The sequence below is a fragment of the Verrucomicrobiota bacterium genome, from assembly GCA_038744685.1.
Taxonomy (GTDB): Bacteria; Verrucomicrobiota; Verrucomicrobiia; order Opitutales; family Puniceicoccaceae; genus Puniceicoccus.
Window position 1 is genome coordinate 103620 of sequence record JBCDMB010000004.1, and the last position, 24069, is coordinate 127688.

At 51.5% G+C, this 24069-nt stretch carries 14 protein-coding genes; 8 read left to right on the top strand and 6 right to left on the bottom strand.

The window, feature by feature from the left end:
* The first annotated feature begins 106 nt into the window (after positions 1-106).
* Positions 107-3178 carry a hypothetical protein gene (locus tag AAGJ81_04085; GenBank protein ID MEM0965319.1) on the top strand — a complete coding sequence of 1024 codons (3072 nt, stop codon included), beginning with the start codon at positions 107-109 and terminating at the stop codon, positions 3176-3178.
* 317 nt (positions 3179-3495) lie between these two features.
* Here the strand turns inward: AAGJ81_04085 and AAGJ81_04090 are convergent, their stop codons facing one another.
* Both AAGJ81_04090 and AAGJ81_04095 read right to left on the bottom strand, forming a co-directional pair.
* The gene (locus tag AAGJ81_04090; GenBank protein MEM0965320.1) at positions 3496-5619 is read right to left on the bottom strand and encodes an autotransporter-associated beta strand repeat-containing protein; all 2124 of its coding nucleotides are present in this window, start codon (positions 5617-5619) and stop codon (positions 3496-3498) included.
* 393 nt (positions 5620-6012) lie between these two features.
* Positions 6013-6762 (bottom strand): aspartate/glutamate racemase family protein, encoded by a 750-nt coding sequence (locus tag AAGJ81_04095; GenBank protein MEM0965321.1) that lies wholly within the window; start codon positions 6760-6762, stop codon positions 6013-6015.
* Between the two features lie 386 nt (positions 6763-7148).
* Here AAGJ81_04095 and gltS point away from each other — a divergent pair, with 386 nt between their 5' ends.
* The 4 genes from gltS (at position 7149) to AAGJ81_04115 (ending at position 12065) form a co-directional block, all read left to right on the top strand.
* Complete coding sequence (gene gltS / locus AAGJ81_04100) at positions 7149-8378, top strand: sodium/glutamate symporter (protein MEM0965322.1); 1230 nt, start codon at positions 7149-7151, stop codon at positions 8376-8378.
* Positions 8379-8661: 283 nt separating this feature from the next.
* On the top strand, positions 8662-10302 hold the full coding sequence (locus AAGJ81_04105) for a sulfatase-like hydrolase/transferase (protein ID MEM0965323.1): 1641 nt from the start codon (positions 8662-8664) through the stop codon (positions 10300-10302).
* Between the two features lie 224 nt (positions 10303-10526).
* Positions 10527-11444 carry a 2-dehydropantoate 2-reductase gene (locus tag AAGJ81_04110; GenBank protein MEM0965324.1) on the top strand — a complete coding sequence of 306 codons (918 nt, stop codon included), beginning with the start codon at positions 10527-10529 and terminating at the stop codon, positions 11442-11444.
* 93 nt (positions 11445-11537) lie between these two features.
* Positions 11538-12065: a PEP-CTERM sorting domain-containing protein gene (locus tag AAGJ81_04115; GenBank protein MEM0965325.1), complete on the top strand. Its 528-nt coding sequence runs from the start codon at positions 11538-11540 to the stop codon at positions 12063-12065.
* Between the two features lie 224 nt (positions 12066-12289).
* Here AAGJ81_04115 and AAGJ81_04120 read toward each other — a convergent pair whose 3' ends face one another.
* Complete coding sequence (locus AAGJ81_04120) at positions 12290-13582, bottom strand: hypothetical protein (GenBank protein MEM0965326.1); 1293 nt, start codon at positions 13580-13582, stop codon at positions 12290-12292.
* A gap of 325 nt (positions 13583-13907) precedes the next feature.
* Here AAGJ81_04120 and AAGJ81_04125 point away from each other — a divergent pair, with 325 nt between their 5' ends.
* Together AAGJ81_04125 and AAGJ81_04130 are read left to right on the top strand one after the other, a co-directional pair.
* A complete protein-coding gene (locus AAGJ81_04125; GenBank protein MEM0965327.1) occupies positions 13908-14756 on the top strand; it encodes an SDR family NAD(P)-dependent oxidoreductase in 849 nt (282 codons plus the stop codon).
* A 264-nt stretch (positions 14757-15020) separates the two neighbouring features.
* Positions 15021-15485 carry a hypothetical protein gene (locus AAGJ81_04130; GenBank protein ID MEM0965328.1) on the top strand — a complete coding sequence of 155 codons (465 nt, stop codon included), beginning with the start codon at positions 15021-15023 and terminating at the stop codon, positions 15483-15485.
* Positions 15486-15580: 95 nt separating this feature from the next.
* Here the strand turns inward: AAGJ81_04130 and AAGJ81_04135 are convergent, their stop codons facing one another.
* Together AAGJ81_04135 and AAGJ81_04140 are read right to left on the bottom strand one after the other, a co-directional pair.
* Positions 15581-16750, bottom strand: a complete 1170-nt coding sequence (locus tag AAGJ81_04135) for a nucleoside recognition domain-containing protein (protein MEM0965329.1) — start codon at positions 16748-16750, stop codon at positions 15581-15583.
* Positions 16747-17892 carry an NAD(P)/FAD-dependent oxidoreductase gene (locus tag AAGJ81_04140; GenBank protein ID MEM0965330.1) on the bottom strand — a complete coding sequence of 382 codons (1146 nt, stop codon included), beginning with the start codon at positions 17890-17892 and terminating at the stop codon, positions 16747-16749. Before AAGJ81_04140 ends, AAGJ81_04135 begins: the two co-directional genes overlap by 4 nt.
* A 339-nt stretch (positions 17893-18231) precedes the next feature.
* Here AAGJ81_04140 and AAGJ81_04145 point away from each other — a divergent pair, with 339 nt between their 5' ends.
* On the top strand, positions 18232-22308 hold the full coding sequence (locus tag AAGJ81_04145; protein MEM0965331.1) for a DUF3857 domain-containing protein: 4077 nt from the start codon (positions 18232-18234) through the stop codon (positions 22306-22308).
* A 393-nt stretch (positions 22309-22701) separates the two neighbouring features.
* On the opposite strand, the gene ppk2 is transcribed toward AAGJ81_04145, so the two are convergent.
* Positions 22702-23697, bottom strand: coding sequence for a polyphosphate kinase 2 (ppk2, locus tag AAGJ81_04150; protein MEM0965332.1), 996 nt, complete (start codon positions 23695-23697; stop codon positions 22702-22704).
* Positions 23698-24069: the final 372 nt, after the last annotated feature.

The window sequence follows — 24069 nt, forward strand, 5'->3', positions numbered from 1 at the left end:
TCCGTCTTCCGATGGCAGGTAACAACACAGCGGTTTTATCGAGGGTTGAATCTGTAGTGGGTTTCCGAATCATTGGACATTTGTCATCAATCCCTCGACCCACTTTATGCTAAAAGTTTTCCTACCGCTACTGGCAACTGGCTGCTTACTGGCTAGCGATCCCTTGGTTTGGACGAATGACGCTGAGCTCAACGGCAATCCTGATACTTCCTTTCTTTCCGCAGACAACTGGGATTCGGATACGGTCCCAACGGCAACCGACGACGTTCAACTCCTTTCGCACAGCGACCCGGTCAATCCGGTCAATCTACCCAGCTCCTCGGAGGTAAAATCGATCATCAGCCGGGTGCCCTTCGATATCGATGACACACTCACCGTATCGGCCGCATCGATCTTCGAAAACTCGATCCAGTCTGCGAGCAGCGGAAGACTGCGAGCCAACGGCCCCATCACCTTCGAAGGGAACAATTTTCTTCAGGGGATGGTCCTCGACGGCTCTTCCGACTTCACCAATGAGGGAACGATTCTCATTGGCTCGCGCGGCGTCTCCGCAAACTTTACCAACAAGAGTTCCGGCGAGGTTATCATGACTTCCGGCATCACGCGTTTTAGCTTTTTCGTCAACGAGGGTATCCTCAACCTTGGTGGGAGCGGCAGCATCGACTCCTCCAGCATCTTACTCAACGAGGGCACCGTCAAAAAAGCGATCACTCCCCAGAATCCCGCTGCCATCAGCGGGGACTACACGCAAACGGGAGACGCGATTCTTGAGGTCGCCACAGGACACACGCTTTCTCTCAATGGTCCAGTCCAGAGCTTTCTCGGAGGCACCATCCAAGCCGATGGCACCCTCAATTTGGCAATCGGAGGGAGCGGCACCACGAATCGTAAATTTGATGGAATCTCTAGCATCTCTGGTGATGGCACGATCAATCAGGTCGCTGTTTATACCCTTGAGAAATCCACTCAGGTAAACTTGCCCAACGAGCCAGGCTTCCAAATCGGCAACCTCTTCTTTGGCGACTCCGACAACGGGACAGCGGCCACCTTCATCAACAACGGCTATCTTACCTTTGGAGGCTCGGAGCTGCTCGCCTCCTCCATCACCGAAGAAGACGGGGGAAACCTTTTCCTCAACCAGCCCAATGCCACGGTCGAACAAACCATCACCTCAAACCCAACCTTTGAGATTGAGGTCCAAAATGCCGGCACGTGGCTCGCGAACTCGATGCGTCTAGCCAAGTTCACCAACAACAAGACGATGACTTTGCTCAGTGGCTCCGAACGGATTCAACCGCTGATCGGGAGCAGCACGGGCGAGTTCAAAAACAACGGGAGGGTGAACTTCGACGAATCGACCACCGCCAGCAGCTACGACGTGACCGTGAAATACGATCAGCCGCTTGGAGGTTCAACAACCATACGGGAGGGTTCTCTAATCCTAAACGGGGGCTCTGATACGCTATCCGGCCTTTTCGAGATCGAGGCCACCGGCACGTTAAGCCTTCGTTTGGGAGATTTCGACCTATCCATCTCGGAGGAAAACCCGAGTGGTTACCTTGAGATGAAAGGCGCGGGTCTGGCGATCATCGGTGACGGAAATCTAAACCCGAATCTGCAGGATTCCAATCGAGACTCGATCTCCGACCAATCAGAAATCGACAACAAGCTGGGACTCTTTGAAGGAGGCGCGATCAACAGTGAGGGCGGACTTCGTTTCCGATCGGGAACCCTAAGCCCGATCGTTGAGAATACCGGACTCTTCATCTGGAACGGTGGGACAATCAGAGGTAGGCTCTTCACCAACAAGAGGGCACTGGAAATCAGACCCGGCTCCCGCCCGAGAGTCCTCGAAGGCGCGATTTTCAATGAAGCTAGCGCCAGTGATCCCGTGATTCAATCAACCTCGATCACCATTTCGGAATTTGGAAACTTCAATAACGAACCCGGTGCAAGGCACGAATTGTTTTCCGGTGCCTCCATCTCGGGAGACGGTGACTATGAAAACAAAGGGACATTGGTTTGCACCTCCGGCACTGGAGCAACGGTTTCAGTGCCCTTTACTAACGACGGCACGATCGAAGTTCAGGGCACGGGTCAGCTGAACCTCCCGTTTCTAACCAACATTGGCGTATCTGGAGAGGTTATTGTCGGAGGGACTTACATTGTCGGACCGAGCGCAAAGATCATCATACCCGAAATAATCAGGGAGCTTTTCGATGCCGACTGGTCCGGACCGGGAACTGAACACGTCGTGATCATAAACGGGCGCGATGCACGACTTCACAAAACAACCTCCGATACGCACAACGAAACGCTGTCGGTAGAAAACGGCGCGACTCTGGACCTCGGTGCCGGCACGACCACCACCGCTCCGACCATTGAAGTGAAAGACTTCGGAATCATCAAAGGATCGGGCGGATGCGATGCCGATGTCGACTTAACTGATTTTGGCATCATCGGACCGGGAAGCTCCCCTGGCACGCTCGCCATTACAGGTGCCGCAACTTTTTCTTCCTCCTCCACCTACGAGTGGGAAGCTGCCTCTGCCTCATCCTCGGACACGATCACCGGGGACACCGTGACCCTTGCCGGAACGCTCAAGGTGTTCCTCCTGGATGATTACCTCCCCGTCAACGGGCAGTCCTTTACCATCATCACCGGAACATCGATCACGGGCGGCTTCGACTTCATCGACTTGTCTGAAATTCCGGCTGGATATTCCGTGATGCCGACCTACAACCCAACCTCGGTCACGATCACCTTTACAGAGAACACACCCTACAGCTATGACGACTGGGCTGCTGGACGATTCACTCCGGCCGAATTGCTTGACCTGACCATCTCCGGCACCGACGGGGATCCCGATAAGGATCGACTCAAGAACATTCAAGAGTTCGGATTCGGACTCAATCCGAAGGAATTCTCCAAGAATCCGTTCGAGCTAATCGCGACGACCCCGACCTCGATGGACTTTCGGTTTACCTGGGCCGACGACTCCAATGCGACCTACAGGATACTCACCTCGAATACCGTAGGCAGTTTCTCTCCTGCACCGACCCATGTCCTTTCAACAACAGCCGATGTCTCTCCGGGCATTGATGAGATCACCATCCGGTCAACCCACACCGAGTCCGACACCCAATTCGGCGTGCTTGAGATTTTAACTCCGGATTAGGTACTGAAAGAGAGGACTCTCTAATTACGGTATTCCACTCTCGCGCCGCGGAGGCAGCGAGTAAAAGAGTTAACGTCAGAATCGAACCAATTGTTAGTGCGATTCGTAGTTCTTCCTTTCGCACAAGCAATGGGTGATTTCAGGACCTTATCTGAAATTGAGATAGCCGTTGGAGATGGCATAGTAGGAATTGTCAGGAGCGAGTAATTGTAGAATGGCTCCCCTTGCAATGGAATCTCTCGCGAGCGTGATTTTTGTTAGCGGCTCTTTACGGCCAGAGTTCGGCCAAGCGGCGATTGCGGTTCAGTCCCTTATGCCTATCGCTTGCGAATCTTTTGGATGATGACAGCAATGCGTTTGCGTTCGCGCCAGCCAATCAGCGAGGCCAAGCCGAAAGTGGCGGCGACTGCGGCTGGCTCGGGTACGGGAACGACTTCACCGCTAGGCAGTAGTCGCGCACCATAAGTACCTGGGGCAAAGCCTGCAGGATTCTGGAAACGAATTTGGCTAACTTGGCCAGAGGTTAGTCCCGCAAGACTATTGCCGAATAGGATCTGATCGCTACCACCGCCCGCTCCGTCGCCCTGCCAATTGGTAATAAGGAGGATGCCACCACTCCAGATCTCGCCTCCGCTGCCATCGAACTGAAGAACGCTTCCACCGGAATTCAGATCGATGGTCGAGTTGCTACTGAGTGTGAGCGTCCCGAGTACCTCGTTATTTCCACCAGTGTTTAGAGTGCCCCCGTCAAGGGTCATGTTTGAGCTGTCATTGATCTGGTCGTTCTCCGCGAGGAGTAGGGTGCCGCCGTTGATGAGGATGTCCCCGACGATGGCGGTGGCGCCGGATTTATCCAGTGCCAGGGTGCCGTCACTGACCGTTGTCGCTCCTGTGTAGGTGTTACTGTCCGATCCGGAAAAAGTCAGGGTGCCCGAACCCGTCTTGGTAACCGAGCCACCCGTTCCGGCGATGACCGACTCCACTGTGGTATCGTTGCTGCCGATGAAGACTGCATTGACTCCGCCCGTATCGCTCAGATCAATGGTTCCGTCCGGGCCAAAGGCAAATGAGCCACCGGGCGTCGAGCCGGAGTCGATAATTAAGGTGCTGCCCTTGGCGTTGATATCAAAATTTAGGTTCTGGGCGGCAGAGGAATTGTTCACGATGGTGGCACCGTCCTCGAAATTGAGGCTGCCGGGACCGCCCGGTGTCACGTTCGCATTGATCGTATAGGCTGTGCTGCCTGCAAACGTAATCCCTGCAAGGTCCGGCGTGTAATCTTGTGTGACGTAGCTGGTGGTGACGCCGCTGCCCATATCGTTGAAGACTAGAGTATCGCCGTTCTGCAAATTGCGGTCGTTACCATCCCAGCGCTCCCAGTTCGCATTGGTTGTCCACAAGCCGGAGGCATCTTGCCCATCCCACGTGATGTCGATGTTCCGGCGGGTGAGGGTTGCGTCAAAAGCCTCTGAGAAAACCGCGATACTGGCCCGCTCGGTGGTATGACTGCGCTCAGGGTCATTGAACGTATCTTCATCAATCAACAGGCCAATGCCGGTGGCGGTCCGGCCATCCGTCCTCAACCAACCGCCATTGGGTCCGTCGCGCGTGGCCTTGCTGGCACCGACGATTGGAGTCGAGCTGTAAGTCGAATTGTAGCTGATCGTAGTCGACCCTTCATCCCAGCCCACGATGACATCGGGCGAGATAAAGGCTTCCCAGTCGATGGGGTTGGATCCGTTGTCGAGGAAGGAACCCGTGGTATCCTGCAAGGCCAGATAGCCGAGAGTCTCGTTTGTCGAAACAACCGCTCCGTTATCGACCTCCGAACGTTCCATCGAGATATCAAAGTTGTTGGTGCCCTGATTGACAACAGACGTCGTCAACCAAGGCGAGCTGGGCTGGAGGGGCACATTGTTTTGCTCGTTGTTCATCGTCTGAATGTCGCCCAGAATGGCGGGGCCTGAGGCGAAATCCTGACGGTACTCCACGTTATCGAAACCTCCTGGACTGGCGAACGGCGGTGAACTCTGAATGGTCGTTGTCGTATCTCGGACACCCGCATCTATAAAGATGCCAGGCTGTATTTCGTAAAGTCCAGGCTGGATGGCTATATAACTCACGTTGGTCATGGCGACGTGAGGTCCATCATTGTTGGGAGGTTCGGTCTGTAGTGCCCTGAATCCTGTGGTGGTGACGTCTTTGATGCGAATGGCACTTGGATCACCGCCTTGGGTGGTCGCCAACAGGAAGACTACTGGCACCCGGTCGAAGGTCTGACGGAAAGTAACGGCTGTGAAATCCGGTGTGATAAACGTGTCCTGTAAGGTCACCGTATCGACTTCGAAATTGGCCTCGACCTTCCCTGGCAACAGCAAGGTGGCAATCAAAGCAGATCGCATCACCCGTGCTCTTGCTACGCTATTCTCTTTGGCTCTCATACAGCTAGCGCCCGTTTTCCTGACGCTCAGTTGTTAGCATTTGGTAAAATACCATCAGTTTACAATGTCTTTATTTTGAGCTGTGCTAACGATTCGCCGAAGTGAATTGGTCCACTAAGGTGTAGTGACTTCGGTAATACCCAAGGACATGAACAACAGATAGCACAGGCACAACGTGCGCTTTGATGGCATGTGCGCTGTGGAATAATATCGATGATTTGAGAAAAAGAACGATTTTTTCTCTTGCTATGTGTGAGTCGTGTCACGCTGGGTAATCTTTGCTCTGATGCTGGGTTTAGCCGAAGGACGGGGCAAAAATATCCGCAGTGTTGAGCGAGCGAGGGCCGCGGGAGCAAAGTCGCCGCTTGTGAATTCCTTTGGAGAGAGAGTTGTTTAGTCATCCTTTCGCTCGATTCGCCTGGCGAGGATATCGGGCAGGCCGATACTTGATTTCGCTGGCGGCCTTGCGAAACTCCCTTCCTTGGCGATACCGAGGCGCAGACGAACAAGACCTTCTGCAAAGACGACGGCACTTGGAACTGGGTCAACGGCCGGGACCGGCAGGCGATGGCCGATCTTCGATGCGAGACCGGCGAGTGGTCCACCGGCGAGAACTGCAACGTCCGCTCCGTCGATACGCACGGCTTCCTCGACCAGTTCTACGAGGCGGTCCTCCAGTTCTTCCCGCACGTTGTCGATTGATTGAAAACCCTCACTAGGCAGTCGCATGCCGGCGTAGCGACTTTCCAAACCGGTCCGAGTTACACAGTCATGGAAAAAGTCCGCTAGTTGGTGGGAGAATGTGACGATCGAAAAACGCCCTCCAAGTGCGCAGGCTGTGAGCATTGACGCCTCGGCAACGCCGATAACCGGAATATCGAATAGTTGGCGAGCGCCGATAATGCCGGGGTCTCCGAACGCCGAGATGATGACCGCATCCATATCGGCGTGGTGCTCCGCAATCGTTTCGAAGATATGGGTGGCGCTGACTTCTGCTTCGACCCGACTAGACACGAGAGGAAACCCCACTCGGGCAGTCGTTGGAAAGATCTCAGTTCCAGGCGAAGCAACGCTGGATGCAGCGCTTGCCATGAGTGACGTCATGGATTCCGAAGTGTTGGGGTTTAGAAGGTGTAATCTCATGTTTTGCGCTTAGCGGGTGATCGGGAGACTATGAGTGGAAGAATACATCTCTACGGTTTGTCCTTGATAAAGTCCAGATCGCCCTATTCCTCGCCAGATAAACATTCATCGGGAGAATTCAAAAAGATGATCTGGTTTGAAAAGTCATCTTGCGATTCCTCGGTCCGGACAACTCCACTAAAGCTATCTTTAATGGCCGCTCGACCCGTACACGACCCTTTTGGTTGCAAGTGGAAAAGACGGGATCTGAGCCTTGAGTTAAGGATTTCGGTGGACTCAGTTCTGTCCAGACTTGGAAGGGAAAATGCTACGGTGGTAAGAAATGCACCGTCCAAAAACGGATCATGGAAAACCCGAAATTAAACGTTTAATCTTTAGATCGATTCATGGAATTTGTTAACGGAGTCTTACAATTCGACCAGTTTATGGCCCTGACTTTAGGGATCGTGGTCCTCTTCATAGGGAAACGGATCAATGGTAGTGTCCGGTTCCTTCGCGAGTTTAGTATTCCAGAGCCTGTCACGGGAGGGCTTATTGCGTCGGTTTTACTGGGGATTCTATATGCGCTTACCGGGACAGTCGTGGAGTTTGATCTTTGGTTCAGAGATCTTTTGCTGGTCTACTTTTTTACGACTATCGGGATCAATGCGAGCCTACGCGATCTCGTAACTGGCGGGAAGCCGCTACTCATTCTTGTGGTCATTACAGTGGGTTACATGTTTGTGCAAAATCTGACCGGAGTTGGAGTCATGACACTTTTTGGGTTTCCTGCGCAATCCGGGGTGATTGCCGGGACCGTATCGTTAATTGGTGGTCACGGTACGGCGATTGCGTGGGCCCCCAAGCTTGCTGAGGATTACGGGATCTCAAACGCGATGGAAATGGGAGTCGCTTGTGCGACCTTCGGCCTCATTCTTGCGAGCCTTCAGGGCGGTCCGGTCGCCCGCTTCCTTATCAGTAGGCACAAACTAACGCCTGCAACGACTGAGCCTATCGACGTTGGCATAAGCGAGGAGCAACCACAGGAAAAAATAGAGCCTTACGTCCTTCTTGATGCCATTCTTGCGGTCCATGTTTCGATGATTCTAGGCTACGGATTCAATGACTTTGTCATTAAAGGGATTATTGGAATCGACCTTCCTGCTTTCGTAGCCTGCCTTCTCGCGGGCATTTTTCTGACGAACATTCGGGTGCCGCCAAGGTTTCGCATTAGTGGCCGCGAATGGCCTACTCGAACTCCTTCGATCGCGCTGATAGCGGACATGTCGCTCGGAGCCTTTCTAGCGATGTCTTTGATGAGCATGCAGCTTGCGTCGATAGCCAGTCTTGCCGGGCCGGTTCTTGCTGTGCTTCTAGCTCAGGTATTCGTTGCTCTCGCAGTTAATCTTTTCATCGTTTTTCCAGCGATGGGAAGAAACTACGATGCCGCCGTTGTCTGTGCGGGTTTCGGCGGAATCTCTCTTGGAGCGACTCCGACAGCCATGGCCAATATGTCTGCCGTAACACAGCGGTACGGTCCATCCCATCTTGCCTTTATCGTCGTTCCGCTTGTTTGTGCGTTTTTTATAGATCTAGCGAATGCACTAATTATCCCGTTCTTTTTGAATGCGTTTTAATTTTGGCCACGGGTAGTCAAAAAGATGAACCATCGGGATATCGGTCCTGACAGCTTTAGGACTTACGCCGTCGGTTTCCGATGTGGCGGCACAGGTCGGTTACACTTTGATGTCGGCTATCCCGTAGAGAGACCGATAGAATGAGCGAAAGAGAACAACTGGTCATCGTGGCCTGATTGGGTCGTAGAGTGAGGTGAGCTTTCCGCAAGAGTTGGGATCCGTCGAGAAATTGGACATCGTAAACCGCAGGTGTTTGTGTTTTACCCTCGAGCCTTTCGTTACCGTGATTAGATCTGTTGGTTTTCTGCTGCTGTTTTGGGCGGTTCTTCCCCTATATTCCACCGCTGAAGTCAGCCCTCCGAACATTGTCCTCATCTTCAGTGATGAAATGCGGCCGGAGTATCTTGGATGTTACGGTGGAAAGTATCCTACACCAAACATCGATCGACTTGCGGAGGAAGGCATCCTTTTTGAAAACGCTTACACTGCCGCCTCTGCTTGTACGCCGAGCCGATACTCCGTCTTGACCGGACAATATCCGGGAAGATCTGCCGCGATGGCAGAGAAATTCGAAGTCAATGAGCCCTACAGCGTTGCGTGGGACACCTTCATTGAAGGTGATCGCCTAACGATTCCGAAGATTTTACGCGGAGCGGGTTATGTGAGCGGGATGTTTGGAAAGAACCACGTAACTGCTTCAGCGATTGAAAGACACCTCGGGTTACCGGATCTTCCAAAAGCTCAGCTTTCAGACCCAACTGTGAATTCGTGGCTTGAGGACCATCAAGCAAAGCTCGTCGAGATTGTTACTTCAAAGATTGGTTTCGATCACGCTGGCGCAATTACGTATTCGAATAGCGAAAAAATCCCTCATCCCGAGCTGCGCCATCACAATATTCCTTGGATTAGTGCCGAGGCTTCCGACTTCTTTGGCAGGTATTCCGGCAAAGAACCGTTTTTTGCATTTCTAGCACCCACTGCGGTCCATGGTCCCTGGCACCCAGAGCAGTATGAAAACGACCTCCGCTATACCCCCGGTGGATTCCGCCCCGATGTGCCTCAATACCAGATTCCTAGTGCTGACATGCAAGCTCGGTTGGAGGGATTGAGTAGCGGAGAGAAACACCATACTGCAGGCCTCGCGGCTCTGGATCAACACGTTGGAGTGGTCTTCGATACGCTCGAGCGACTAGGATGTCTTGATGACACATTGATTATTTTCACGGCTGACCATGGCGTGGAACCGGGGAAAAGTGGGGTTTACCGTTTTGGCAATCATGTGCCATTGATCATGAGGTGGCCGAGAGAGATTTCTCCCGGAACGGTCAGCCAGCAGTTGGTCGCTCAGGTGGATCTTCTGGCGACTTTGACGAGGATAGCAGGGCTTGATTTGCCGGAAGAGCAAGTCTTTGACGGAGTGGATCTAACCCCTCTCTTCAAAGACCCGAACGAAGCTGTTCGCGATACGATCTACACGGAGATGGGACATGTGCGTGCAGTTTTTGACGGGCGGTATCAATACGTTGCTTTTCGTTATCCGGAGAGGGTTTTGGATGGAATTCGAGAGGATCGATCTGTTCGAGCACCCAATCATATTGGGTATCCGCAGGTGCATGCAGAGTTTACCGCGACCTTCTTCCCGGCCTATTTCAGTCCTGATCAGCTTTACGATTTGCGGACCGATCCGTATCAGCTGAAAAACCGATGGGATGACCCCGAACTTTCGACGGTTCGCAAACGACTGCAGAAGACTCTATTTGAACAAACGGATTCCTTTCCTCACGCCTTTCCGCAAGAGGCGGATCCATTCTTTTCGTCGGAAAGGTACAAAGAATTGGTTGAGGCTTTTTTGAGTGAAGGCCCCCGCGAGACCGTTTGGGAGGCTCGTGACCTCGACGAGATCTCATGGCCACCGGTTCGATGAGCGGCTCCTTAGGTATCATTCTGAACGACATGCACTCAGGGTTCTCCTGTGTCTCATGGTGAATTACGGAGATAGGTTTCAATAAGAGTTCGGTGGGGTTCCTTTTTTCGTAGGGAAGCACGGGATCAGACTTCCACGGGAAAGGTAAAACTCACGTTTTTCGGTGACCTATCGATGGCGGTTATGCCGTTGATGAAGGCAGATCCAGGGAGTTATAAAGTTGCATGAGGATCTGTGTTTTCGGAGCAGGCGGACTCGGCGGTTTTTTCGGCGGTTGGCTTGCTGCTAGTGGAGCGGACGTGACGTTTATCGCCCGTGGAAGGCACTTTGAGGCAATGGAGCAGCGCGGCCTTGATGTTCGGAGCGGTTTTGGCAACAAGATGATCTCTCCGGTGAAGGTAGTCGAGGATCCGAAACAAGTTGGGGGAATCGATATTCTGGTTTTCGCAGTAAAATCATTTGATCTGCCTGAAGCCGTTTCGCACTGCCAACCTCATATCGAGCCAGGAACCTTGATTGTCTCTCTTTTGAATGGGGTGGATTGGGTCGATACTTTGCGAGGAGCTTTTCCCGAATGCCCGCTCGCGGCCGGGATCACTATGGTGCCCTCCAACATCCTTTCACCCGGCATCATCCAGCACCAAGGTTCAAATAAATCTATCGTCTTGGGGGTGGTTGGCGGGGGGACTCCCGATTCACTCGTGACGTTTGGAGAATTAATGAACCAGGCTCATATCGACGCCCGGATCATTGAAAATCCTGAGGTTTCGCTATGGAGGGAGTTCATTGGCTGGTCAGCAGGCGCTGGGGTTACGAGCCTTTGCCGTCAACCTTTCGGAGTGATCCAGGAGGATTCGGCTCTGAAAAAAACGGTGAAGGCAGCAATGGAAGAGGTGGCGGCACTCGCGAGAGCTAAAAATATAGCGATTTCCGACGATACCGTTTCAGCAATGATGAATAGGTTTCTTAGCCTTCCGCCATCGGCAAAGTCTTCGATGTTGGTTGACTTAGAGAAGGGGAAACCAATCGAGCTGGAAGCGGGTCCAGGAACAGTTGTCCGCCAGTCACAAAACAAGGGAATCGATACTCCAGTCAATAGAGCCATCCTTGCGGCACTGGGACCGTTCGCGAACGGACAATGAGTGATTCCCTATTTTGTGAATAGGTAGGCCCGCTATTCCTGTTTTTGGTCCTTTGACCTCTACTTTGCGGAAAGGATTCGGAATCGTACAGGGGTGCTCAGGAAGCCAACGTCACTCTTTATTTTTGCTACTGTGACCCTTGCGGGAGTGGCTCAGGCAAACATCAACTGGACGTGGAGTTGGGTCGGGACTGCGGGAATAGAGGCCGGGTTTTTCGAGACCAATGGTAGCTTGAGCGGAGGAAGCGCTCCGGCGGCTACCTACACGCTTACCGATTTCGGTGTGACGCAGTCCGCCAATGGCTTTCCTTTAGGGTCGGTTAGTGGAGGCGATTATACCATTGGGCAGCCCACTGCCGGATTTGTTTGGGATGGTTCCATGGTTACCCAGTGGTTTCGGCGTAGTGGCGGTTCTACCAACGGGACAAATCTCTTTCAAACGGCTGACAATGTCTTGTTCTATGCGTTCAACGTCGGCCAATACGAACTGAGGAATGCCTTAAGTGGCGTGCCAATCGACAGTGCTTCGACGCTTTCGCTCACCGCGGTACCCGAACCTGCCAACTTCGTCGCTATTCTTGGATTGGTCGCACTTGGTTTTGTTTCGAGGCGTAAACGGTAGCCCAGGCTAAGAGGTTTCTTAGGCCAGGAAAGGGCAGATTTTGAGGGGTAAAGAAACCCATTTATAGGAATGGCCGCTCTTGCGCTCCGACAGCGATACGGGGATAGGCAACGCACTTCAACCCGCATGAACTTGTCCCGGGGGGAGTGCGCACCACGTCGCTCAGCTTCGTTGGAGGCACAGATTCAGGGTGCCCTAATGGTTTAACCTAAGAGCAAAGTGATCTAGTCCGGCAGTTTTACCCCAAGTCGTTTCGCCATGTCCTTGGCACTGTGCCAACGAGGGGTTCGCTCTTTAAGAAGATTTGCTCCTATTGGGGGCGTGGTTTCGATCGAGATAGTTCGAATTTTCAGGTAAGTGATCATCTCCGGAAGATGCCCGCTAACGCGTAGGAAGAACCACTCTCCCGGAACCAGAGTAACCATTCCGTCAGATTTGTACTGGTCGTTTGTTGGTGCCTCAAGTGCGGCCTCAAAATCCGTCCCCGTCTCTGGATACACAACACCGAAAAAGCGATTGTAACGATGCTTGCGCAGCGCGGGAGTTGTTCCCGTCTGCAAACTAGTGCGATCGCTGCCCGGGGCAGCGATCGTTTGGACAAACAAATAGTCGGAGCCGATGATCGAGTGTCGCCCGTTATGTGTAGCGGTCACTATTTCGCGCATGACGTCGCCACTCAACAGGTCCCTCTGTTGGACGCTGTTCCAGACGACTTCGAATGTGATATAGCGTTTCTTGTAGAGGACCAACGTGTTGCCACCCGAATGGCTGTTCGTTACGAACTCTCCATCCTTGTATGTTATGCTCAACCGTTGAGGAGCGTAGCCCTCTGCCTCAAGGTAGAGCGTGTAGTTGTCTGGCTCAAGATGGCTCAGGTCCATCCCCCAAGGACCAGGTGTGATCACCGCTAAATCATAAGGGGTGCCATTTGGGCCATTCAATGTTGCAATAATTTCTACGGAGCGACCGTCTTCTGTCTCGATCGAGAAATCTTCCAGTGACTGCTGCTGAGTGGTCCGCAAAGCCGGGCTGGTGGAGGTGCGTTTTTCTGGACGGTCTCTCTCCACTTCAGTCTCGTCCTTTAAATGCCTGGCTGCTTGAAGTTCATTTTCGAGACTCTTTCGTTTCAGATAACTGTCGGCGAAGCTTGTTTTTAATTCATCTACGCTTTCAAAAACGATAATCCTCTCGCCGTCGACAAGCCAATCTGCGCCAGCTGCCCTGATGAGGTGAGGCAGAGCCTTTGAGAAGGAATAGTTTCTAAGGCTGATGTTTAGGAGATTATCCTTCACGCTCGGAGCAATCAGAAGGGAATATCCGCGTTCTTCGGCGAAGTTCGACAACTCTTCGAATCTGACGCTTCTAAAACTAAAGTCCTCTACGGGTTCCTCTTCAGTAACCGGTCGAATTGAATATTGAAGAAGTTCCGATTCAAGTGCCGAGATCTCATTCTCTCCATTCAGCAACAATGGGGATGAGAAAAGTAAAGTGACAACAAGTAGTGAGCAGGATTTCATTTCGACCATCTTCCTACGCTTTGACGAATAGCCAATAACGCCTACTGAAATGATCAAAGAGACTGCAGAAGAGTTCGAGCCAAATTTTCGTTGTGTGAGATAGCAGTAATCAAGCACTACACCTCTTGACCCGTAGGCCGTCATGCTCTCAACAAACCTTTTCTACAGTTCGATGATCTCTTATTGCCTCTCCCACTGCTTCCGATTGCAGCTTCCGATTGTGTTTTCCTGCTTGTGTGGCTACCCGGACTGAGGGTGTTTAATAGGCAGCCTTAATTTCTTTCTAGACTATCCGGCCTTTTATGGGGAAGTAAGTAATATTGAGATGCGGAAAGTAGTCATGACAGGCGTTACCTCTGGTCTAGGAGTTGAGTGGCTGTATGAACTAGACCGGACTTTGGAGGCTGAATTTTTCCTTCTAGCGAGGAGCGAAAACAAATTCCATGAGCTAATCTCGAATCGGCCCCTAGCGAATGAATTTCACTTGATCCGGTGTGATTTTGCATCGTTCGAAGATATTGATCTGGCAGCCAAGATGATCGAAGAGACTACGGACTCTGTAGATATTTTGATCAATAACGCTGGCGTATGGGCACCTGAAACGATGCATAGAACTGTTGACGGCGTAGAGTTGACCTTCGCCGTTAACCACCTGGCTCCCTATATTCTTACGGGAAAATTGATTCTCCTGCTCAACAAGCAAAGAGGTGCAAGGATCATAAACACCGCTTCGTTCAGGCATAAGGATGCTGAAATCGATAAGGAGGATATACAAGCGGAGAAGGAATACGATGCGGAGCAGTCTTACTGTAACAGTAAGCTTTTCTCTGTCTTGTTTACCAGAAGCCTATCAAGATTATTGGATAATGGTAAGGTAACGGCAAACTGCTTTGATCCGGGAATAGTGGATACGCCAATGTTCTTCCAAGGGTTTCCCAAGTCAGTGAAGTTCTTGTATCCGGTAGTCCGAAAGATTATCTCAAGAACTCCATTGAAGGGCGCCGAGACCGGGGTTTTTCTCTCTACTTCCTCAAGCGTTGAGAGTAAGTCCGGGCGATATTATAAGAACTGTAAGGAAACCAAAAGTAGTAGGCTGTCCAATGACCCGGATATGGCCAAATGGCTCTGGACGGAAAGTGAAAAGCTGACTGGATTTTGTTACCCAAAGCTCTAAAAGAGTTCTTCGAGGAGGGTTCCTTGAGACAAGGACCACATTCGATGTGTAACGAATTGTGCGACTGTGAATAGGCATTGATGGCGGTTTCTCGATTTGGAGAGAGACCGAGGTGGTGAGCGAAAGATTACGAGTTGTGATCCTGATTTCCATGGGTGTGTGCTCTTGTTTACTTCAACGAGAGAGGGGTTGTGTCCTGACTTGATTCCTGATGTCTTCTCAGACACCTCTTGTTCCCAATTCACCCTAAATGGAGATTTCCCTATGAAGCTGTTTTTCACTGTACTTTTCGCATCCGTATTTTTCCTTTCGGTTCACGCCGAAACGGATCTCATCAAGATTTCGATACGAGTCGAGGAGGGGGGAGGGATCTTGAGCTCACCCAGGTTGACGATGAAGTCAGGAAAGGAAGGGCGAATGGAAGTCACGCAGGAATTTCATCAGGATGCTCAATTGAGTTTGCCTGTCGGAGTCATTGCCGACATGTTTGCGGTCCTGAAGGAGAATAAGATCTCCTATTCTGTGCTCCTTGTTTTACGTGAACATGTTTCGAGTGAAGGAAACGTGACGGAGCAGGCAGTCACTTCATTTAAGACCAGAGAGTTTATGTTGTCCGGTGTCACCCGTTCCGGAGACGAGGTGGAGGTAAGAGTTGATCCGGAGACTGTCGTAACGATGTATCTAGAGAAGGTTTCGCCTCCAGAAAAGAAGCCGCGAGTGGCTCAATAGTCTCGCTGCTTGGGATTTGCTGGGCTCTGCGTTTTGGAATGATTTAGAGCCTTGTTTTAGGCTAGTGTTTTCAACTCGGAAGATCCCGTCTCATCTTAGGGAGAAACCGTAACCAGAAGCCTACCGATCCAGGCGATTCCCACGGAAAAAAGTGCGGCGAAGAAAGCTTGTCGTCCTACCATGCGGATCGCGAATTTAGGGGTCATTTCCTTTGCGACCGTCACCACTGTTACGAGGCACGGTAAAAGAACGCCGGCGAGGTAGACCGCGGTGAGAATTTGCACGGAAGAATCCAAGGGAACTTTTAGCGAGTTCCAGTCTGCATCGAGAAGCCCAATCGCCAGACCATCTTTACGTACTGATCCGAGAACTACGGCAACCGCTGCCTGGGGCGGAAGGTTAAACAGTGCCATTACGGGGGCCAACAGTCGAGTGAACCACTCAAGGACGCCCGACCACTGCAGTAGACCGGCTGCGACACAGATTCCGATGAAAATCGGTAGAGCTACAAAAGTAAAATCGCGAAAACACTGAATCGACTCGCCCGTCACGATTTTCCATTCCGGCCAGCGCAGCGGGCCGGACACTAGCGTGTGCGAGTTGCCGACTGCTTTCCGGACGACCGATGGTGTAGTAATGCGGAGATACACCAAGGTCGTAATGGCAAGGACAGCTAGATAGACTGGACCCATCCAGAGGTATCCCGAGGCCGCAAAAACGGCAAGGGTTGCAGGGAGCTGGTAGGAACAGGCAGATCCAAACGAGATCGCAGAGACGCAGGTGCCTCTCGAACAGCTCGAACAGGATCGGGTGGCGACTACTGCTGGGACATTGCAGCCAAAGCCCATGACGACCCGAACGAGATCATGCCCACTAAGCCCAAATGGTTGAAGCCACCGCTGTAGAGCGAACGATAGTCGGTTGATCAGACCGGAGGATTTGTAGCACTCGATTAAAACGGTGAATATGATGATCGTTGGAAGGGCGTAAAGCACGAGGAAGGGCATCATTGCAACCACTCCGTAGTCGCCGGCAAGAACCGCTGCGATCGGTCCAGGAGCCGCGTTTAGCCAGACCAACAACGGCGAAACGGACGCTTCCACAACTCCATAGAAGCGGTCGGCGAGTGCATTTGCCTGCATGACCGCGAACCAGGCAGGTCCGAATAACAAGACGATACTGATCGGAGCAAACCCGAGGGCTCGTTCAAGCCAATGATTCCGTTGTGGGGTCTGGCGTGATTCTGTGCCAGACTCCGAGTTCATGCATGGGACTCGACTGGTTTGGCTTCCGATTCAACCGCGCATTCGCAGTTTGTGCAGCATTCCAAATCGTCGACGAGAAAACCCCTCTTTTCATCGTCTGTCAGATCCGGCTCCGGGTAACCGAGTCGTCGGGCGATTGATCGGGCAACCACACCGAAACGAGCCCGGTATTTATAGATGAAGCAAAATTTCGAGTTCTTTTGGATCAATGAGGGGCCCGTGTAATAGAGACCGGGATGCAGGGTGGATTCGTCTTCTTCTGTAAATAAAGGAGTTGAACCCTCCCATCCAAACAAATGCTTGATGGGAGTCAGGGCGGAATGAAATCCCACTGCGGCGATCGGACGGTGTTTTGAATCAAAGACTTCGCCGTCTGTGGTTTCTACTACGTAGCGTCCGGAAAGGAGGGTTACGGAAGCCACCTCAGAATCCCCGCGAAGGATCATTTGGCCAGGATGCGCTTTCAGAGTCCTTACCAGGCGATCGCGTGTGTAGGGGCTTAAGACTTCGCTGGGGTCAGGGTCATCGACCTGCCATGGTTTCCCGCTTGAGAGGAGAATGACTTTTTTACCGAGCTCGACCAAATTGAAGGCCGCATCGATACCGCTTTCGTAACCCCCAATGATGAGAGCGGTTCCTCCCTGAAAATCTTCCCAGTTGCGGAATACACTGGAGTGCGCACAGTGCTCGGCACCTGGAAAGTCGGCGACTTTCGGATGTGAAAACTCACCCCCAGCCCAGACGACAACCTTCCCCCGATAAGTCCTGTTCTCGGTCTGGACGGCGAACGTTTCCTCCCCGGGCGTCAATCGAGAGACTTTTTCACCCTCTTGAACGTTCAGGTCGAAATGGCTGACAACCGCCGAGAGGTAGTTAGCATATTCTTCACCGCTCAAATGCTCTTTTTGAAAGTAGTCTGCGGGGCTTGTATCAGGCGTAATCGAGTTCAAATCCGTCTGGAAAAACGGATTCCCGTGAAAGGAAGGAGTGATCAGCCGCATCTGCTCGGGCCAACGGCGAAAAGACGCACCGACCTCGTCCGCCTCGAGAACCAGGACTTGATCGACGCCGGCTCGCTGGAGAGCCAAGCCGCAGCCGACTCCTGCAGGTCCCGCACCGACAATAATCACCTCGAAATCCATGACTAACAGATGAAAGTCACTATCATTAAGTCAAGAAAGGAAGGGGTTTGGGCTGCAGATCCTCGGATGAATACGGAGTCAAAATCACAGCCATGATCAGAGATGGAAAAGTTGGATTGGTGGAGACCTCCCGGATATGGTCTTGTGAAGTAGGGCGCCTCTAACCGGGCATACTGCTCAACTATCTGCCCAATTTTTTGTCGATGGCTGACCATCCGAGATATAGAGGAGGGTACGAGAAATTGTTTTAGGAGAAGGCGCTGGGGCGCGCCAATTCTGAAAGCTAAGTTCTATCTTCACTCTCGCAATAAATTGGTTTTTGTTGTCTTTGAATAACCTATGAGTGGAGGAAGCTCACCGGAGGAGATCGGATTCTTGGTCGGACAGTTGGTTTGGCCTACAGTAGCGCTGTTTATTATTGGGTTTCAATTGTACCGATTTCGAGAGTCGGGAAGGAGCAAATTTGCGTCCTTGGGCTTGGTTTTTTGGGCAGGGGCTCTCCTAATTTTAAGCTGCATATCGATTTTTGAACGGTGGGTTTCCGGAAATGAACTTAGCATCGTTGCGATTCTCACCGGCTTCATTGCAATCATTTTGGTCATTGGGAGCTGGGTGACAACTGGGATTGGCTATTTTGAAACGCTTCGAGCGGAGAATCGCCGGCGAGGCCTCAACCTTGCGGTCTGGTCTACGATTCTAAACCTAGGCGTTTTTGTGGTTATCGGGCTTGTGATTGTATCCCGATCTGGTGGGGTCGATTCTGGAAGGGGTGATCGTGCTTTTGGCCAGGCTTTTTATGCTGAAGTTCCCGACCTCAACTTTGCTGTGGAAATCGAGGAGCCGGGATGGATTAAGATTCCCCATGAGAAAGTGAATCCCGCACTTTCTTTGTTTGTGAGAAATAATCGCAAGCAGACCGGACTCATGGTAATCGCCGAACCGCTGGGAATGGAAATGGACGATCTGTCGATTTTCGAGGCTATGATCGAAGGAGGTGCAAAGGGTGCCATGCAAAACGTAAAGTTCTCTGATTTCAGCGACGAAGTAGTTGCAGGACGTGCAGTTCGGCAAGCTAAAGCATCTGCCATGCTTGGAATCAAGAAGATCGAGTACGTCTACCACCTTTTCTTTGAGAATGGGGTTCTTTACCAGGTAATTGTCGCTTCTGAGGGTCCGGAAGGCATTGAAGAGGGGAGTGCCGAGGTCGACGAATTGGTGGGCAGTTTTCGTATTTTGAATGACCGTTTTATTCCCGGGCTCGATGATGGTGATCTGGTCAGTTCGGTCGAAGTTCCAGCTTATGGAATTTCAATCCCTCTAAACGAGTTAGGATGGATTGGTGGAGCTGACTTTCTAGAAGATTCCCCGCATTGGGTTGGTGGTGCGGGGAATTTAGCCGGAAGTGTTTTAGGAGTAATGGCGATCCGCGATCTTCTCGAAAACGAGTCTCTAGAGGTAATCGCCTTTTCATTCTTTCATGCCATGGATTGGGATCTTGATACTCTCGACCACGAGCTGATTCGGGATGTTCGATTAGGGGAACTTCCAGCGCTCAAGTATCGTTTTTTAAGCGAAATTGACGGCTCGATTTATCAGTGCGAGTTGGTTGTAGCAAGGTCGGGAAGTTCTGGGATCGGCGTGATCGGAAGTTGGCTGGAATCAGAGAATGGCACGAGTGTCATCAAGGCTCTCGAGAGCGTTGTAGTCGATTTGGATATCCTTGAATTGGGTTCTGAGAGAGGTGCTTTGTCTGAAGACGTGGAGGCAGACATGCTAAACGCAGCAGGATTGGCGCACTACAACAACTCTCGATATGGAAAGGCAATGGTCTACTTTAAGTTGGCTTACGAGAAAGATCCAGAGATGCGGGTTGCGCTCCACAACGTCGCTCAGGCAGCGACTTACATGGGCGAACACGATGCTGCGATCGACTTTATCGAATCCCGAATTGACGCAGAAAAAGACTCTTTGGAGGTCCGCATTGCTTTTGTGCAGTTGCTTGCAAATGATAGCCGCTGGGATGATGCAGTATCACTTGCTCTACCCATTTATAGTGAGGGTTACGTAAACGATGACCTTCTCCTTACTTTGATCAATGGTCTGATAGAAATGGACGATTATGATCACGCAATTGAATTGAGTAAGGCAGCTGCCGAAGCGACGCCGGGTCTAAAACGGGAGACTTGGGTGGTTTCGGTTCTACGGTTATCTGGAGATCTGGAGTCAGCTGAGCTGTTGTTGAATGAACTGATGGAGAAGAACGGTCCAGATGCCCTGGTTTTGGAAGAACAGGCGAATTTGTTGATTGCTCGAGGCGAGTTCGAGAATGCACTCGATTTGATCGACTTGTGGGTTGAAGAGCACGGTGAGTCTTATGATGCTTACGACGTAAAGATTACGGCACAAGTCGAGTTGAATTGGCTCGGGGATGCAAAGCAGACCGTATCCCTTGCTCTCGAAGCATTTCCAGGAGATGAGAATTTTCTAGAGTCGCAGCGCTGGCTTCTTGCGCAGGTTGGAGAGGATGATCTGAACTTAATCAATGATCCGATCGAACCGGTTGAGTTACTTCCACAAGTTGCTGAACTCATGAAACTTGCAGTTAACCGGGAAGGTCGAGATCAATGGGATCAGGCAGATGCGGTCTACGATTACCGGGTAACCTCGTTTGCCTTCAACTTTGGGCAGCCATTACGTCGAACCGACCGATCCAGAGTGACCCTTCAGCAAAGGTCTGCGATGGAAGATTTCTCAACCCTGGAGTTCGAGTTCGATCGTTCTTACGAGACCTTTTACGTGAACTACATCCGCGTTCTTGACGCAGACGGGGAAATGGTTTGGGAGCATAAGCGCGACTCTTTCTATGTCTCAGAGAATTCGGATGAGACTCTCGCTACCGATAGCGTTTCGGTGTATGCACCAGTTGGTTCGTTATCGGTCGGGTCAGTGTTGGAATGGGAAGCGACCTGGGAGTCGGACGAAAGTAGTTTCCCTTTCAGAGAGATCCTCTTTGCTTCTGGAAAACCAAGGAAAGAGCGGATTGTTTCTGTTTCAGGTGATATCGAACAGGTTTCGTTTGAATCTACCGCTGTTGATTCGATTGAGATGAAATCCAAGGAATCTCTCGCATGGCACCTATCGGATGCGGATGGATTTATATGGGAGAACGGGATGCCGGAACTCTCCAGTTTTATTCCGACGTTGCGTCTCTCCGCCGCTGGGGAAACCTGGGAATCACTCGTGAATGATTATTACGCAAAGATCGTGGACAAGCTCCTTCCCGATGAGAAAATCCAGCAGTTGGCTGTTTCGGAAGGTTTGTCGGGCGAGACGCCTATCGAAACCGTGAAGAGAGTGGTCGGAATGGCTCAGGATCGGGTAGTTTACAAGGCACTCGAGTTTGGAAGTCGCGGAATTATCCCAATGGACGCTCGAACAACTTGGGAGAATAGTTATGGAGACTGTAAGGATCAGACCGTTTTGTTGATTCAGATGTTAGAAGGTGCCGGTATTGAGGCGTTTCCTTTTCTCATCTCGACTGATAGCGCCTTCGTTTCGGAAATGCCATCTCTGGATCAATTCAATCACATGATCCTCTATATTCCTGCACTCGGCGAACAGCCCTTCGTCGACGTGGTGGACACTCATTTTGACACAGGCTACGGACCACCCGCCGGTCTCGGCGGCCGTTTTGGAGTGCGGATTGATCCAGATGGAGGAGAGATTTTGAGGGTTCCGGATTACCCCCATTCGATCGAAGAACCAGTCGCTCTGGTCGAGGTAACTGTGGAAAAGCATGAAGAGTCCCCGGACACGCTCGTTTTTTCCGAAAAGCTCTCCCTTAATGGGTACTATGCGATTTGGACAAGGCGGGAGTTCATCGATTTGGGGCCCGATCACTATGAGTGGGAAGTCAAAGATCTGGTTAGCCGTTATCTTCCTGACGAAGCGACAATAAAGACAGGGAACATTTCAAATCTAAATGATCTATCGAAGCCTTTTGAACTTTCGATTGATTATGAGATGCCGTTATCGGAGTCGGAGAACTTGGACTTCCGTCCTGCGTGGGAGCAGTATTACTTTGATCACGAGCCATCATCCCGCAGGACAAAACCCTATGAGATCTACTATCCTTTTTCCCTCAGATCCTCTGTTTTAGTACAGGATCCGAATCTCGAACTTGGATTTGCTGAAAGTCTTGAATCCCGCAGATCACTCAACTCGGAGGTAGTCGAGCTTCAGTTTGAGACTGCCACCGAAGAAACCGAGTTGGCTCAGTCAGGTGCTTTTGGAAAGAACTCCTTCAGCCTTGGGTGGCCGTCGTTGGTCCTGTCTTCTGATCAATACCAGCGGTTCTACGACGACATTGATGCTGCAGAAAAGCTTGGTGTGCGGTCAATCCACTGGAAAAAATAGGAAGGGGTCATAACAAATGTCGGAGGGATTAGTATTCGAGCCGGAGACTGTGCAATTTATTCTGAGAAGTCGTTCGCTACTCTGGCAGTCCGTCTATTCCTAAATCACTCGGTAAGGGTGGTCACCCGTGAGAATGCGAAAACTGCCAGTGCCTAGTCTTCGTCATCGGCGAAGGCCAGGCGAGCGATGCTTCCCTAACGCGTTGGAATTATGGGATGGATGGCTATGGGAGTAGTCGAACAATGACCACTATCATGATGACCTAGACTAGGGTAAACCCTGTTATGACCTGCAAAACAGAAGAAAAAACCTGAGTTGGGCAGCGCACATCACTGCACTTGGTGGCGGGGGATGGCCACATTCGACGTTAGAAAAGGTTAACCCATCTGGCTTCTATCCCTTGTTCGCTACTTTTTCGTCGGCTTCGTAGATATGCTTGGCGGATCCGATGATGAGTGGGTCGACTTCTAGGAGGGAGTCGATTCGGCCTTCGTAGGGAACCGAGCTGAGAAGATATTTGATCGCATTGAGCCTTGCGCGCTTCTTGTCGTCTGACCGGACGATCGTCCAAGGTGCGTCTTTCGTATCGGTGTAGAAAAGCATGGACTCCTTCGCCTTGGTGTAGGCATCCCAGCGCCCCAGTGATTCAACGTCCATCGGGCTCAACTTCCACTGCTTGAGAGGATCTTTAGCTCGACCAAGGAAGCGGCGAAGCTGTTCTTCACGACTCACCGAAAACCAGAACTTGAAGAAGCGGATTCCACTTCGGGTAATCATTCGTTCAAACTCCGGCGCTTGCCGCATGAACTCGAGGTAATCCTTGGGCGTGCAGAATCCCATGACCCGCTCGACTCCGGCCCGGTTGTACCAAGAACGGTCAAAGAGCACAAACTCTCCACTGGTAGGAAGGTTTCTGATGTAGCGTTGGAAGTACCATTGCCCGAATTCCGTTTCGGAAGGTTTCGCCAATGCGATCACGTGCGCGCCTCGTGGATTTAGGTATTCGGTAAATCTCTTGATGGTTCCCCCTTTACCTGCGGCGTCCCGTCCTTCGAAGAGGGCGGCGATCCGCTCGCCACTTTTTCCGAGCCAGACCTGCATTTTGACTAGCTCGATATGGAGTTTATAAATTTCTTTTTCGTATTCCTTGGTCGGCATCATCCGCTCGTAAGGATATACGGTACCCACGATCTGCTTCTTGTCCTTGGTCTGTTTCACCCGATCAACGATTTCCGCAGGTATATTTTTGTTAACCGTCTCGTCGATCGCGCTGGCCATTGGAAATGCTTTTTCGAGAACTTGTTCCGCCTTTTTCTGCTGAGCTTTGCGGGATGAGGTCTTTTTCTGCGTTTTGCGGGTAGCTTTCTTCGGACTGGTTTTGGTGGGCATAGTGTTGTTGGTCTGGAAGTTATCGGTGGTGAGAGATCTTTGCTAGGGAAGGAAGGCAAAGAGCACGAAGCAGGCCAACTGCATGTGATTGACCGAGAGGAATCAGAAGCATCGATTGGAAGAAATTTGTAGAGTCCCGCCGGCCAGGTGGATGATAGCGTCCGTTGAGAAATTGAGAGGTCATTCTGAGTCATCGGTCTTAGGACCGATGCTACGCTTACTGCTGAAGAAACTCCTTGAGCGGCAAGTGGTCCGAACGGAGTCGGACCCTCCCCGAAGAATGAGTTCAGTCGATGTATGACTACCGAATTTGCGGAGGTTTGACATAGCTGCAAGGTGCTCTTCTTCCAAAAATTCACGGGTTTGGCTTGC

Bases quoted from the DNA above. Each gene is read 5' to 3' on its own strand.
- AAGJ81_04085 (MEM0965319.1), top strand. From the start codon at position 107: ATGCTAAAAGTTTTCCTACCGCTACTGGCAACTGGCTGCTTACTGGCT.
- AAGJ81_04090 (MEM0965320.1), bottom strand. From the start codon at position 5,619: ATGAGAGCCAAAGAGAATAGCGTAGCAAGAGCACGGGTGATGCGATCT.
- AAGJ81_04095 (MEM0965321.1), bottom strand. From the start codon at position 6,762: ATGAGATTACACCTTCTAAACCCCAACACTTCGGAATCCATGACGTCA.
- gltS (MEM0965322.1), top strand. From the start codon at position 7,149: ATGGAATTTGTTAACGGAGTCTTACAATTCGACCAGTTTATGGCCCTG.
- AAGJ81_04110 (MEM0965324.1), top strand. From the start codon at position 10,527: ATGAGGATCTGTGTTTTCGGAGCAGGCGGACTCGGCGGTTTTTTCGGC.
- AAGJ81_04120 (MEM0965326.1), bottom strand. From the start codon at position 13,582: ATGAAATCCTGCTCACTACTTGTTGTCACTTTACTTTTCTCATCCCCA.
- AAGJ81_04125 (MEM0965327.1), top strand. From the start codon at position 13,908: ATGCGGAAAGTAGTCATGACAGGCGTTACCTCTGGTCTAGGAGTTGAG.
- AAGJ81_04130 (MEM0965328.1), top strand. From the start codon at position 15,021: ATGAAGCTGTTTTTCACTGTACTTTTCGCATCCGTATTTTTCCTTTCG.
- AAGJ81_04135 (MEM0965329.1), bottom strand. From the start codon at position 16,750: ATGAACTCGGAGTCTGGCACAGAATCACGCCAGACCCCACAACGGAAT.
- AAGJ81_04140 (MEM0965330.1), bottom strand. From the start codon at position 17,892: ATGGATTTCGAGGTGATTATTGTCGGTGCGGGACCTGCAGGAGTCGGC.
- AAGJ81_04145 (MEM0965331.1), top strand. From the start codon at position 18,232: ATGAGTGGAGGAAGCTCACCGGAGGAGATCGGATTCTTGGTCGGACAG.
- ppk2 (MEM0965332.1), bottom strand. From the start codon at position 23,697: ATGCCCACCAAAACCAGTCCGAAGAAAGCTACCCGCAAAACGCAGAAA.